The following is a 13,573-nucleotide window of genomic DNA, read 5'->3' as shown; positions in this document are numbered from 1 at the left end:
TGCCCAAGCATGTGCCGTTTTGCGTTGGAAGCAGACCGCTCAGACGACGATGGTCTGCGCCTGGCCTTCTTCGCGCTCGCGGATCTCGCCGATCTGCCACACGGTTTCACCAGCCGCCTGCAGATGACGGATGGCGCGGTCGGCGTCTTCCTTGGCAACGATCACCACCATGCCGATGCCGCAATTGAACACGCGGTGCATTTCGTCGTCGGCCACGTTGCCTTGCGCCTGCAGCCACTGGAACAGCGGCGGCAAGGTCCAGGCGTCGCGCTGCAGCACGGCGGTCACGCCCTGCGCCAGCACGCGCGGCACGTTTTCGGTCAGGCCGCCGCCGGTGATGTGAGCCATGCCCTTGACCGGCAGCGTCTCGATCAGCGACAGCAGCGGCTTCACGTAGATGCGGGTGGGGGCCATGATGGCGTCCTGCAGGCGCTGGCCGTGGAAGTCGGCGTTCAGGTCCGGCTTGGCCACTTCGATGATCTTGCGCACCAGCGAGTAGCCGTTGGAGTGCGCGCCCGACGAAGCCAGGCCCAGCACCACGTCGCCCGGCACGATGGTGCTGCCGTCGATGATGCGGCTCTTTTCCACCGCGCCGACTGCAAAGCCGGCCAGGTCGTATTCGCCGTCGGGGTACATGCTCGGCATCTCGGCGGTCTCGCCGCCGATCAACGCGCAGCCGGACAGCTCGCAGCCCTGGGCGATGCCCTGGATCACGGTAGCGGCGGTATCCACGTCCAGCTTGCCGCAGGCGAAGTAGTCGAGGAAGAACAGCGGTTCGGCACCCTGCACCAGGATGTCGTTGACGCTCATGGCCACCAGATCCTGGCCCACGGTGTCGTGGCGGTTAAGCTGGAAGGCCAGCTTGAGCTTGGTGCCGACGCCGTCGGTGCCGGACACCAGCACCGGCTCCTTGTACTTCTTGGACAGTTCGAAGAGCGCGCCGAAGCCCCCGATGCCGGCCATCACGCCCTCGCGCATGGTGCGCTTGGCGAACGGCTTGATGCGGTCGACGAGCGCGTCGCCCGCGTCGATATCGACGCCGGCATCGCGGTAGGAAAGGCCTGCCTGGCCGGAAGTGGGGGATGCGCTCATGGGAACCTGCTTTTCCTGGAGTATGAAGTGAGTAATGCGGCGCTCACGACGGCGATTTGCGGCCGCGAGTCCAGTAGAATCGCAATTTTAACGGATACAGGCTTCCGGCTTCCAGTTTCCGGTGTCCCGCGTCATGAAGTGTTGCCCCCAGCCCTTACCGATGAAGACAATTTTGGCAGCCTCCCGCCGTCCCGCCAGCGCCATCCAGATGGTCAGCGCCGGACTGCCGCGACGCGTTTACCCGATAGCTGACCTTTACCCCAAGTAACCGATAAGCCATGTTTCCCCGCCCCAAGCAGCTTTCGCTTGAACTTGGCAGTCCGCCGCCGTCGACCTTCGAGAATTTTTTCGTGGCCGCCAACCGCGAGCCCGTGCAACGCCTGCACGATCTCGCCGCCGCGGTGGCCCAGGAGCGCGCCGCCGACCGCCTGATCTACCTGTGGGGCGAGGTGGGCTCGGGCCGCACCCATTTGCTGCACGCGGTCTGCGACAGCGGCTACCAGGCCGGCATCAGCTGCCGCTACCTGAGCCCGCATCATGCCTTGTCGGATTTCATCTTCGACCCGAGCTGCCAGCTCTACACCGTGGACGATGTGGAGCTGCTCGACGAAGCGCGCCAGATCGCCGTATTCTCGCTCTACAACGAGGTCCGGGCCCACGTGCGCACCGCCATCGTGGTGGCCGGCAGCCAGGCACCGCTGGCCATGCCGGTGCGCGAGGACCTGCGCACCCGGCTGGGCTGGGGCCTGGTCTACCAGCTCGCGCCGCTGTCGGACGAAGACAAGATGACGGCGCTGGTGCAGGCTGCGCGCGAACGCGGCCTGCAGCTTTCGCCGGAAATCCCGCACTGGCTGGTCACGCGCAAATACCGCGACATGCCCAGCCTGATGGCGCTGCTGGACGCGCTGGACACCTATTCGCTGGAGCGCAAGCGCGCCGTCACCCTGCCCTTGCTGCGGGAAATGTTTGCCGAGTTGCGGGAGTGAGCGCGGGCTGCCGGCACGGCGCGCACGGCACTTGGCATGTCCCGTGCTTGTATTCGTTGCCAGCCGGTCACGTTAAAGAAACGGCCACAGTCACGTTAATGTAAAATCGCCGCCCATGAATCTGGCATTGTTCGACCTCGACCACACCTTGCTCCCGACCGACAGCGACCACGAATGGGGCCGCTTCCTCGTGCGCCTGGGCGCTGTCGACGAGGAATCCTACCGCCGCAGGAACGATGAGTTCTACGGCCACTACAAGGCTGGCACCCTGGATATCCAGGCTTTCCTGCGTTTCGCGCTGGCGCCGCTGGCGGCCAACCCGCGCGACCGGCTCGAAGCGTGGCGGGGTCAGTTCATGCGGGAAGTGATCGATCCGGTGATGACGCCGCAGGCGCGGGCGCTGGTCTACAAGCATCTCGACGCCGGCGACCTGTGCGCGGTAGTCACCGCCACCAACAGCTTCGTCACCGCCCCGATCGCGGCGGCCTTTGGCATCAAGCACCTGGTCGCCACCGAGCCGGCCACCGCCAACGGCAAGCCCGACGGCGCCTTCACCGGCGAAGTCGCAGGCATTCCATGCTTCCGCGAGGGCAAGATCGCCCGCGTCGAAACCTGGCTCAAGAGCATGGGCACCCAATGGGATGCCTTCGAAAACACCACCTTCTACAGCGATTCGGCCAACGACCTGCCGCTACTGGAAAAGGTCAGCGAACCGATCGCCGCCAACCCGGACGATCGCCTGCGTCACCACGCCGCCGCGGCCGGCTGGCGCATCATGGATCTGTTCTGACGTGATCAAGAAGCTAATCAACCGGCTGCTCGGCAAGCCGGGCACCCAGCAGCGCCCCACCAAACGCCGCGGCGGACGCGCCCATACGCCGAATATCGTTGCGCATGCCGAGCACCAGATCGACCAGTCGCTGATCTCGCGCAACGCCATCAAAGTCACCTCCACGCTGCAGCAGGCGGGCTACCAGGCCTTTATCGTCGGCGGCGCGGTGCGCGACCTGTTGCTGGGCATCAAGCCCAAGGACTTCGACGTCGCCACCAACGCCACGCCCGACCAGGTGCAGGCGCTGTTCCGCCGCTCGCGCATCATTGGCCGGCGCTTCCAGATCGTGCACGTGACCTTCTACGGCGGGCGCGATCAGGAGATCATCGAGGTCTCCACCTTCCGCGCGCTGGTCGACGCGGTTGCCAGCGAGACCCTGCCCGAAGGGCGCCGTCTCAAGCGCGCGGAGCTCGACAGCAAGACCCACGCGATCGACGCCTCCGGACGCGTGCTGCGCGACAACGTATGGGGCTCGCAGGCGGAAGACGCGGAACGCCGCGACTTCACCATCAATGCGATGTACTACGATCCGGCCGAGCAGACGGTGTATGACTACCACCACGGCATGGAAGACATCCGCGCGCGCACGCTGCGCATGATCGGCGACCCGGTCACGCGCTACCGCGAAGATCCCATCCGCATGCTGCGCGTAGTGCGTTTCGCCGCCAAGACCGGTTTCACCATCGACGAGGAAACCCGCCAGCCGATCGCCGACCTCGCCTCGCTGATCCATAACGTGCCCAGCGCGCGCCTGTTCGACGAGATGCTCAAGCTGCTGATGTCCGGCCACGCATGGGCCTCGCTGCAGGAGTTGCGCAAGGCCGGCCTGCACCGCGGCCTGCTGCCGCTGCTGGACGTCGCGCTGGAGCAGCCGATGGGCCAGCGCTTCGTGCAGCTGGCGCTGGACAACACCGACCAGCGCGTGCAGGTCGGCAAGCCGGTGTCGCCGGGCTTCCTGTTCGCCGCGCTGCTGTGGCACCACGTGCTGCAGCGCTGGACCACGCTGCGCGAGGAAGGCGAGCACGCCATCGCCGCGCTCAATATCGCGATGGACGATGTGCTGGAGCGCCAGACCGGCCAGCTCGCCATCCAGCGCCGCTTTGTCACCGACATGCGGGACATCTGGGGCATGCAGCCGCGCTTCGAGAAGCGCGTGGGCCGCATGCCGTTCCGCCTGATCGAATCGCCGCGCTTCCGCGCCGGGTTCGACTTCCTCTACCTGCGCTGCCAGTCCGGCGAGCAGCCGGCCGAGCTGGCGCAGTGGTGGCAGGATTTCCAGGACGCCGATAGCCATGGCCGCGAGGACCTGATCGATGCCGTGCGCCCGGTGCGCGGTGGCGGCAGGCAAGGCGGCGGCGGCAGCGGCGGCGCCGAGGGCGGCGAGCCGGCCGACGATGGCGAAGGCGGCGCTCCGGCGCGCAAGAAGCGCCGCAGGCGCAGTCCGCGGAAATCGGATACAGTTTCTTCGCGGAGTGATTTGGACGCGAGCCCGGATTCCGGCTCCACTGCAGACCGGAAAGCCGGCAAGGTACGCGTCCAGCCGGAGGAATCGTAATGACACTTGCCTTTATCGGCATCGGAGCCAACCTGGGCGACGCCCGGCAAGCCCTGAAAGATGCCATCGTATGCCTGGCCCAGCAGGTCGGCATCACGGTGATGGCGAGATCATCGCTCTATCGCACGGCTCCGGTCGATGCGACGGGCGGCGACTATTACAACGCGGTGGTCAAGGTGGAAACCTCGTTCACCGCTGCGCAGCTGCTGCGTATCTGCCACCACATCGAGGACCAGTTCGGGCGCGAACGGCCATTCCGCAACGCGCCGCGCACCCTCGACCTGGACCTGCTGGTGTTCGGCGACGAGATCCACCAGGATGAAAAGCTCGTGGTGCCGCATCCGCGCGTGGCCGAGCGCGCCTTCACGCTGGTGCCCCTGCTCGAACTGGATGCCGGCCTGGTCATCCCGGGACTTGGCCCCGCGGCGGATTACCTGGCTGCGGTCAGCGGGCAGCGTGTCGAGAAAGTCTCGTTCTGCCAATGCACGCGGCAGCGGGATGCGCGCGACGCTTCCTGATGCCATGACCGGCCCAGGCCAGCCGGCCCCGCTTCATCCGCCCTCTTAGCCTGGCATCAGCCGACCGGACCCGCCCATGCTCGAACACCTGCGCCGCATTGTGGTGGAAGGCCCCATCGGGGCCGGCAAGACCGCGCTCGCGCAACGCCTGGCGCAAACCCTGCGTACCGGCGAGCTGCTCGACGCGGCACGCGAAAACCCCTTCCTCGAACGCTATTACCGCGAGCCAGCGCGTTACGCGCTGCCGCTGCAGCTTTCGCTGATGAACCAGCGCGCGCAGCAGCTCCAAACCTGGCAGGCGGCATTGCTGGCGGGACAGCGCATGGTGGCGGATTTCCTGTACACCAGGAGCCGTCTCTACGCCGGGCTGACCTTGCCCGAGGACGAACTGGCGCTGTACGACGCCCTTGCCGCGCGCCTGCCAGCCCAGGGCCAGCGCGTGGACCTGGTCATCGTGCTGCAGGCCTCGCCTGCCCTGCTGCGCGAGCGGATCGCGCGCCGCAACGCGCCCGGCGAGTCCAGCATCGACGAAGCCTATCTGGAGCGCCTGTCCGACGCCTACGGCGAGCTGTTCCATCGCTACGACGAGGCGCCGGTAATGATCGTCGACACGGCCCACTTCAGCCCGGTAGACAACGACGCCGATTTCCGTACACTACTGTCGCGCATCGAAAACATGCGCGGCCGCAAGGCCTTTCTCAATCTCGCTGCGCCCTGACAGGTTCCCGCCTGCCAGCCTTAACCATAACGACAACAGTCGCTGCCGCGAAGCCAGCGCCCGTCCAGATCGGGCCGCGTACCTCGCTGCGAAGCAAACTGAAGGGGGCAAAAGCCTTGCCGCAAGGATGCAGATGCGCTGATGCACTGAGCTTGGATGCACTGCGGCATTGCGGCCGGCCCGACTCCCGTCTCTCTACCGGCCCAACGTCATGAGTTACCTCCTCGACCCCTCCCGCAAGACCGTCACCATCCCCAGGCTGCAGGCCATGCGCGCCGCCGGCGAAAAAATCGCCATGCTGACCGCGTACGACTCCAGCTTCGCCGCGCTGCTCGACTACTGCGGGGTCGAGGTGCTGCTGGTCGGCGACTCCCTCGGCAATGTCATGCAAGGCCAGCAGACCACGCTGCCCGTGACGCTGGAGCACGTGGTCTATCACACCGAATGCGTGGCGCGCGGCAACCAGAGCGCCCTGCTGGTGGCGGACCTGCCGTTCGGCACCTACCCCACCCCGGAAGCCACCTACGCCAGCGCCGTGGCGCTGATGCGGGCCGGCGCGCACATGGTCAAGCTGGAGGGCGGCGACTGGCTCGCGCCCACTGTCAAATTCCTGGTCGAGCGCAGCATCCCGGTGTGCGCCCACATCGGCCTGACGCCACAATCGGTGCACGCGCTGGGCGGCTTCAAGGTACAAGGCAAGACCGACGAGAGCGCCGCGCAACTCAAGCGCGATGCGCTCGCGCTACAGGCAGCGGGCGCCCAGCTGATCGTGATGGAAGCGGTGCCGGCAGCGGTGGCTGGCGTAGTCACCGGCTTGCTGACCATCCCGACCATCGGCATCGGCGCCGGCGCGGATTGCTCGGGCCAGGTGCTGGTACTGCAGGACATGATCAACGTCTACCCAGGCCGCAAAGCCAAGTTCGTACGCAACTTCATGGATGGCGCCAGCTCGATCGAGGCTGCGGTACGCGCCTATGTGGCGGCCGTGAAGGACGGCAGCTTCCCCGCCGTCGAGCACACCTTCTCGGCCTGACCGGCCGGCTCCGGACATGGAGATCGGTGCCGCCACAGCTACGGCCTTCCATCTGCTGGCCAGCGGCGACGGCGCCTTGTGGTTCATCGTCTGGACCTCGCTGGTGGTGGCCGTGCTGGGGCTGGCGCTCGCCACCGTGCCCGCCATCGGCGCGGCCTACCTGATCGCCACCCACGATTTTCCCGGCCGCCGGGTAGTCGTGGTGGTGGCGCAGGCCTTCCTTTCCTTCCCGACCGTGCTGGTCGGGCTGATCCTGTATCTGCTGTTCACCCGCCAGGGACCGCTGGGCGATTTTTCATTGTTGTTCACCCGTAGCGGCATGGTCTTCGGGCAGGCGGTGATCGGCTTCCCGGTGGTCCTGGCCTTTGCCCTGTCCACCCTGCAGGGGGCGGACGTTCGCCTGCGTGAAACGGCGTGGGTGCTGGGCGCTGGCCGCTGGCGGACCTTCTTTACGGTGCTGCGCGAGCTGCGCTTTGGCCTGATGGCAGCGCTGGTGGCCGGATTTGGGCGGGTCATTGCCGAAGTCGGCTCCGCGCTGATGATCGGCGGCAATATCGAAGGCGCTACCCGAACCATCACCACCGCCATCGCGCTGGAAACCAGCAAGGGCGAATTTGCCCAGGGCATCGCGCTGGGCATCGTACTGGTGGCGCTGGCACTGCTGGTGAATGTGATGCTGGCGTGGCTGCAAGGCGCGGGAGGATTTCGCCGATGAGCACACTGCCCGCACGCCAGACTCCCGACGGACACGCGCTGCCGCCTGCGCAATTGCCCCCGCTGCTGACCGTGCGCGGCCTGCGGCGGCAGGTCGGCGCACGGTGTCTGTTCGACATCGGTGAACTGGCCTTTCCCCGCGCCGCCGCCGTGGTGCTGACCGGTGTCAACGGCGCCGGCAAGACCACGCTGCTGCGCATGGTGGCGGGGCTGGAGCGCGCGCCCGGTGCCAGGGTGTCCTGGACCGGTGCGGACGGCCAGCCGCACGAGGCGGCGCTCGATCCGCTGCCGGCGGCGCTGCGGCAGCGCATCGCCTATCTCCACCAGCATCCCTACCTGTTTCGCACCTCGGTACGGGAGAATATTGCCTACGGCCTGAAAACCCGCGGCCTGGCCGCCGACGAGATCCGGCGGCGCGTGGGAGCCGCGCTGGGCTGGGCCGGCATCACGCATGTGCAGAACACCGCGCCCGAACGCCTGTCCGGCGGCGAGATACAGCGCGTGGCGCTGGCACGCGCCAAAGTGCTGGAGCCCGACTTGCTGCTGCTGGATGAACCCACCTCCAGCCTGGACGGCCACGCGCGCGAACAGGTGATCGCACTGGTGCGCGAACTGGCCGCCGAGGGCCGCACCGTGGTGATGATCTGCCACGACCGCGACCTGATCAACCTGCCGGGCGTGGTGCGCTGGAAGCTCACCGACGGACGCCTGGATACGCGCCATCGCTGAGCGGCCGGATCAGTCCTCCGGGCGCAATTCCGCCGGCAATACCGCCGGCAATACCCCGCGCAGCGAGTTGGCCAGCGCCAGCGCTTCGGCGCGGCGCAGCATGGCCCGCGTGATCACCGCCTCGCTCACCGGTCCGCCCAGGTAGCGCGCGCCGTCGGCCAGCACCGCCGCGCGCATCACGCCGGGCAGGATGTCCGCGGTCAACGGCGGCGTCAGCCACGCCCCGTCCACTTTGACGAACACTGAACTGCGGCCACCCTCAAGCAGTTCGTCGCGGGCGTTGAAGAACAGGCTATCGAAGGCGCCTGCGCGCTCTGCGGACTGCCAGCCGCCATCGTAGACGGCGCGCGCGCTGGTCTTGTGGCGGCGCAGCGGATCAGCGCATGCCAACGCCTGCGGCGCCAGCGTGACCAGCACGGGGACGGCGCCCAGCGGCGCCAGCGGGCCGTGGGCGATGGCGAAACCGCCGGCCTTGTCCAGCGCCAGGCGCAAGCGCCAGGTACCGGCGCCGAGATCCGTCACGGCACCCTGCACGGCCGCCAGCGCGCGGTCCCGCTCGAAGCGAAAGCCCAGGTGACCGGCGGAAGCGGCCAGCCGCGCCAGATGATGGGCCAGGCGCTGGCACTTCCCATCCTCCACGCGCATGGTCTCGAACAAGGTGAAGCCCGGATCGTGCGCGGTCAGGAAGCGGGCCTTCCAGCCGCATTCGGCATATTCTCCCGCGGCGTCGCTGTCGTGCACGATGCCGCCGCCGACGCCCATCTCGCCCGCGCGCAGGCCATCCGCGCCCGGCGCGCCCAGCACCAGCGTGCGGATCGCCACGGACAGGGCGAAGGCGCCGGGCCACCCATCGGCCTGTTTGCCGCCGGGCGCATCGATCCAGCCCAGGGAGCCCGTATAGAGGCCGCGCGGCGCCTGCTCCAGTTCACCGATGATCTGCATGGTGCGCCGCTTGGGCGCGCCGGTGATGGAGCCGCAGGGAAACAGCGCGCGCAACAGGTCGGCCAGGCTGGTGCCGGGACGCGCGGCGGCGGTGACGGTGGAGGTCATCTGCAGCACCTGGCCGAACGGCTGCACCGCGAAGCGGTCCGGCACGGCCACCGTGCCGGGCACGGCGACGCGGCCGAGATCGTTGCGCAGCAGGTCGACGATCATCACGTTCTCGGCGCGGTTCTTCGGGTCCGCCGCCAGCGCTGCGGCGGCCTCGGCATCGCGCGCGCTGTCGCCGGTACGCGGGGCGGTGCCTTTCATCGGGCACGCCAGCAACCGGCCTTGCCCGTCATGCCGGACAAACAGCTCGGGCGACAGCGACAACACCCAACCATCGCCCGGCAGCCGCGCCAGCGCGGCGTAGGGCACCGGCTGAGCGGCGCGCAGCGCGGCATACAACGCCAGCGGGTTGCCGAAAGCGGCAAAGCGCAGCCGCTGCGTGAAATTGACCTGGTAGGTATCGCCAGCCTCGATCCACTGGTGGATCCGGGCAATGGCCGCGTGGAAAGCCGCTTCCGGCGTGTCGGCTGTGACGTCCATCACGCCGGCCGGTTCGCCCGAGGACGGCGCCAGCCACTGCGCGACCTCCCGCGTGTCCAGCCGCCGCATCTGCCGGAACCACAGCAGGCGCAGCGCGCCGTCATGGAAAGGCAGCGCGCGGTCGACATGGACCGGCACGCCGACCAGCGGGCCGCCGAATTCGTAGGGGGCGAACAGCGTGGCATGCCAGCCCTGGCGCCAGCCTTCTGCCAGCATGGCGTCGAGCGCGCCGAGCGCGGAGGCATCGGGCAGCGCGTCTTCACGGGCGAAGCCGGTGTACAGGCGCGAAGAGGCCTCGGCGGGGGCGGCGGTGGCGTCGTCGAGCAGGACGAAGGGCTCGGCGGCAATGGCGATCGGATCGTGCGATGACGCGAGGGTGGGGGTTGGCGAAGCCGGAGAAGAAAACGAATGCATCGGGGGCACAAGCACGGAGAAAGCGCGGGCACCGGCGGAACCGGCGCGCGGGGAGGACACCGCATTATCGCCCCCAAAACAAAAAAGCCGGCCACACATCAACGCGTGGCCGGCCGCATGCCGTTGCCGGATCAGCTGAAGAAGCTCTTCACCTTATCCAGCCAGGATTGCTCCTGCGGGCTGTGGCGCGAGCCGCCTTCGTGCACCGAGCGGTCGAACTGGCGCAGGATGTCCTTCTGCGCCTCGGTCAGCTTGACCGGCGTCTCCACGTTCACATGCACGTAGAGGTCGCCCGGATAGCCCGAACGCACGCCCTTGATGCCCTTGCCGCGCAGACGGAACGTCTTGCCGGGCTGGGTGCCTTCGGGCACCGGGAAGCTGGCCTTGCCGCCCAGCGTGGGCACTTCCAGGTCGCCGCCCAGCGCCGCGGTGGCGAAGGAGATCGGCATCTGGCAGTGCAGGTCGTCGCCGTCGCGCTCGAACACCGAGTGTTGCTTGATGTGGACTTCCACATACAAATCGCCCGGGGGCCCACCGTTGATGCCCGGCTCGCCGTTGCCCGTGGAGCGGATGCGCATGCCCTCGTCGATGCCGGCCGGGATCTTCACTTCCAGCGTCTTCTGCGACTTCAGCTTGCCCTGGCCGTGGCACTTGGTGCAAGGCTTGGGAATGTGCTTGCCGGTACCGTGGCACTTGGGGCAAGTCTGCTGCATCGAGAAGAAACCCTGCGACACGCGTACCTGGCCCGCGCCATGGCAGGTCGGGCAGGTTTCGACGTTGGTGCCGGGTTCGGCGCCATTGCCATGGCAATGCTCGCACTCGTCCCAGTGCGGCACGCGGATCTGCGCGTCGTGGCCGTGGGCGGCCTGCTCCAGCGTGATCTCCATGCTGTAGCGCAGGTCGGCGCCGCGGTACACCTGCGGCCCGCCGCCCCGGCGTCCGCCGGCCTGGCCCTGCTGGCCGAAGATATCGCCGAAGATATCGCCGAAAGCTTCGGCGAAACCGCCATAGGCCTGGCCGCCACCACCGAAACCGCCCGCCATGTTGGGGTCGACGCCGGCATGGCCGTACTGGTCGTAGGCTGCCTTTTTCTCGGGATCGGAGAGCATCTCGTAGGCCTCTTTGACCTCCTTGAATTTCTCTTCGGAATCCTTGCTGTCCGGATTGCGGTCCGGGTGGTGCTTCATCGCCAGCTTGCGATACGCCTTCTTGATGTCGTCGTCGCTGGCGTTCTTGCCCACCCCGAGCACTTCGTAAAAGTCACGTTTTGCCATGGTGGCTGCTTACCTGATTGGCCCGGAAGCGCGTGCAAAACCCGCCCGAGCAAAATAGCAAAAAAGCCGAGCGAGGCATTCGACGGCGGTAACCCGCTTGGTCCAATGTCCGTCGCCCGGCGTCGGGATGGGGGCTGGCGCAGCTTGTGTGCCGCGCCCCCGCCCCGCTCTTCCATTACTTCTTGTCGTTGACTTCCTTGAATTCGGCGTCCACGACGTTGTCGTCCTGCGGCTGGGCATGTTGCTGCTGGCCCGCGCCGGCAGCACCGGCACCGGCCGCGCCCGCCGCACCGGCGTCGCCGGCCTTGGCTTGCATGTCGGCGTAGACGCGCTCGCCCAGCTTCTGGCTGGCGTCGGACAGCGCGCTGACCTTGGCATCGATCTCGGCCTTGTCGCCACCGCGTGCGGCGTCTTCCAGTTCCTTGATCGCGGCTTCGATCTTTTCCTTCTCGCCCGCTTCCAGCTTGTCGCCGTATTCGGTGACAGCCTTCTTGGTCGAGTGGATCAGCGCATCGGCCTGGTTGCGGGCGTCAGCCAGCTCGCGGGCCTTCTTGTCTTCCTCGGCGTTGGCCTCGGCGTCCTTCACCATGCGCTGGATCTCGTCTTCCGACAGGCCAGAGTTCGCCTTGATGGTGATGCGGTTTTCCTTGCCGGTCGCCTTGTCCTTGGCGCCCACGTGCAGGATGCCGTTGGCGTCGATGTCGAACGAGACTTCGATCTGCGGCAGGCCGCGCGGTGCCGGGGCAATGCCTTCGAGGTTGAACTCGCCCAGCAGCTTGTTGCCGGTCGCCATCTCGCGCTCGCCCTGGAACACCTTGATGGTCACGGCCGGCTGGTTGTCGTCGGCGGTCGAGAACACCTGCGCATGCTTGGTCGGGATGGTGGTGTTCTTGGTGATCATCTTGGTCATCACGCCACCCAGGGTTTCGATACCCAGCGACAGCGGCGTCACGTCCAGCAGCAGCACGTCCTTGCGGTCGCCCGACAGCACCGAACCCTGGATCGCGGCGCCAACGGCCACGGCTTCGTCCGGGTTCACGTCCTTGCGCGCTTCCTTGCCGAAGAACTCCTTGACCTGTTCCTGCACCTTCGGCATGCGGGTCATGCCGCCGACCAGGATCACGTCGTCGATCTCGCTGACCTTGACGCCAGCATCCTTGATGGCGATGCGGCACGGCTCGATGGTGCGGGTGATCAGTTCCTCGACCAGCGATTCCAGCTTGGCGCGGGTCATCTTCAGGTTCAAGTGCTTCGGACCGGAGGCATCCGCCGTGATGTACGGCAGGTTGATTTCGGTCTGCTGCGAGCTCGACAGTTCGATCTTGGCCTTTTCAGCGGCTTCCTTCAGGCGCTGCAGCGCGAGCACGTCCTTGGACAGGTCGACGCCCTGGTCCTTCTTGAACTCACCGATGATGTAGTCGATGATGCGCTGGTCGAAGTCTTCGCCGCCCAGGAAGGTGTCGCCATTGGTCGACAGCACTTCGAACTGCTTCTCGCCGTCAACGTCGGCGATCTCGATGATCGAGATGTCGAACGTGCCGCCACCCAGGTCATACACGGCGATCTTGCGGTCGCCCTTTTCGTTCTTGTCCAGGCCAAAGGCCAGCGCGGCCGCGGTCGGCTCGTTGATGATGCGCTTGACGTCCAGACCGGCGATGCGGCCAGCGTCCTTGGTGGCCTGGCGCTGCGAGTCGTTGAAGTAAGCCGGCACGGTGATCACGGCTTCGGTCACCGGCTCGCCGAGGTAGTCTTCGGCGGTCTTCTTCATCTTGCGCAGCACTTCGGCGGACACCTGCGGCGGCGCCAGCTTCTGGTCGCGCACCGATACCCATGCGTCGCCGTTGTCGGCCTTGACGATGGAGTACGGCATCAGGCCGATGTCCTTCTGCACTTCCTTTTCTTCGAACTTGCGGCCGATCAGGCGCTTCACCGCGTACAGGGTGTTGCGCGGATTGGTGACCGCCTGGCGCTTGGCAGGCGCGCCGACCAGGATCTCGCCGTCTTCCATGTAGGCGATGATCGACGGGGTGGTACGTGTGCCTTCGGCATTTTCGATCACCTTGGGCGTATTGCCTTCCATGATCGCGACGCAGCTATTGGTGGTACCGAGGTCGATACCGATGATCTTACCCATTTATTCTCTCCTCTTGAGCCCCGCTATCCGCGGGGACTGCAATT

12 protein-coding genes are annotated in these 13,573 nt (G+C 66.9%); 8 read left to right on the top strand and 4 right to left on the bottom strand.

The window, feature by feature from the left end; all coding sequences use genetic code 11:
* Window positions 1-39: 39 nt before the first annotated feature.
* Complete coding sequence (purM, locus tag AC1DT6_RS11860; RefSeq protein WP_035867420.1) at window positions 40-1,092, bottom strand: phosphoribosylformylglycinamidine cyclo-ligase; 1,053 nt, start codon at window positions 1,090-1,092, stop codon at window positions 40-42.
* A 278-nt stretch (window positions 1,093-1,370) separates the two neighbouring features.
* On the opposite strand from purM, the gene hda reads away from it, so the two are divergent.
* The 8 genes from hda (at window position 1,371) to AC1DT6_RS11820 (ending at window position 8,177) form a co-directional block, all read left to right on the top strand.
* The gene (gene hda, locus AC1DT6_RS11855) at window positions 1,371-2,078 is read left to right on the top strand and encodes a DnaA regulatory inactivator Hda (protein ID WP_035867422.1); all 708 of its coding nucleotides are present in this window, start codon (window positions 1,371-1,373) and stop codon (window positions 2,076-2,078) included.
* Window positions 2,079-2,193: 115 nt separating this feature from the next.
* A complete protein-coding gene (locus AC1DT6_RS11850; RefSeq protein WP_441626329.1) occupies window positions 2,194-2,868 on the top strand; it encodes a histidinol-phosphatase in 675 nt (224 codons plus the stop codon).
* Between the two features lies 1 nt (window position 2,869).
* Window positions 2,870-4,465, top strand: coding sequence for a polynucleotide adenylyltransferase PcnB (gene pcnB, locus AC1DT6_RS11845; protein WP_441626327.1), 1,596 nt, complete (start codon window positions 2,870-2,872; stop codon window positions 4,463-4,465).
* Window positions 4,465-4,983, top strand: a complete 519-nt coding sequence (gene folK / locus AC1DT6_RS11840) for a 2-amino-4-hydroxy-6-hydroxymethyldihydropteridine diphosphokinase (RefSeq protein WP_035867429.1) — start codon at window positions 4,465-4,467, stop codon at window positions 4,981-4,983. The genes pcnB and folK overlap by 1 nt, the downstream gene beginning before the upstream one ends.
* A gap of 76 nt (window positions 4,984-5,059) precedes the next feature.
* A complete protein-coding gene (locus AC1DT6_RS11835; protein WP_035867433.1) occupies window positions 5,060-5,701 on the top strand; it encodes a deoxynucleoside kinase in 642 nt (213 codons plus the stop codon).
* Window positions 5,702-5,912: 211 nt separating this feature from the next.
* Window positions 5,913-6,734 carry a 3-methyl-2-oxobutanoate hydroxymethyltransferase gene (gene panB / locus AC1DT6_RS11830; protein WP_441626325.1) on the top strand — a complete coding sequence of 274 codons (822 nt, stop codon included), beginning with the start codon at window positions 5,913-5,915 and terminating at the stop codon, window positions 6,732-6,734.
* 16 nt (window positions 6,735-6,750) lie between these two features.
* The gene (locus AC1DT6_RS11825; protein WP_441626323.1) at window positions 6,751-7,449 is read left to right on the top strand and encodes an ABC transporter permease; all 699 of its coding nucleotides are present in this window, start codon (window positions 6,751-6,753) and stop codon (window positions 7,447-7,449) included.
* Window positions 7,446-8,177: an ATP-binding cassette domain-containing protein gene (locus AC1DT6_RS11820; protein ID WP_441626321.1), complete on the top strand. Its 732-nt coding sequence runs from the start codon at window positions 7,446-7,448 to the stop codon at window positions 8,175-8,177. The genes AC1DT6_RS11825 and AC1DT6_RS11820 overlap by 4 nt, the downstream gene beginning before the upstream one ends.
* A gap of 9 nt (window positions 8,178-8,186) precedes the next feature.
* Here AC1DT6_RS11820 and AC1DT6_RS11815 read toward each other — a convergent pair whose 3' ends face one another.
* The 3 genes from AC1DT6_RS11815 to dnaK all read right to left on the bottom strand — a co-directional run bounded on the left by AC1DT6_RS11815 (window position 8,187) and on the right by dnaK (window position 13,529).
* Window positions 8,187-10,121: a chorismate-binding protein gene (locus AC1DT6_RS11815; protein ID WP_441626319.1), complete on the bottom strand. Its 1,935-nt coding sequence runs from the start codon at window positions 10,119-10,121 to the stop codon at window positions 8,187-8,189.
* A gap of 131 nt (window positions 10,122-10,252) precedes the next feature.
* Window positions 10,253-11,395 (bottom strand): molecular chaperone DnaJ, encoded by a 1,143-nt coding sequence (gene dnaJ / locus AC1DT6_RS11810; protein WP_441626317.1) that lies wholly within the window; start codon window positions 11,393-11,395, stop codon window positions 10,253-10,255.
* Between the two features lie 175 nt (window positions 11,396-11,570).
* Window positions 11,571-13,529, bottom strand: coding sequence for a molecular chaperone DnaK (dnaK, locus tag AC1DT6_RS11805; RefSeq protein ID WP_035867443.1), 1,959 nt, complete (start codon window positions 13,527-13,529; stop codon window positions 11,571-11,573).
* Window positions 13,530-13,573: the final 44 nt, after the last annotated feature.

This window comes from Cupriavidus sp. 01L45 (assembly GCF_056399885.1).
Note: the sequence above shows the minus strand (reverse complement) of the source record. Positions and strands in the feature narration are given on the sequence as shown.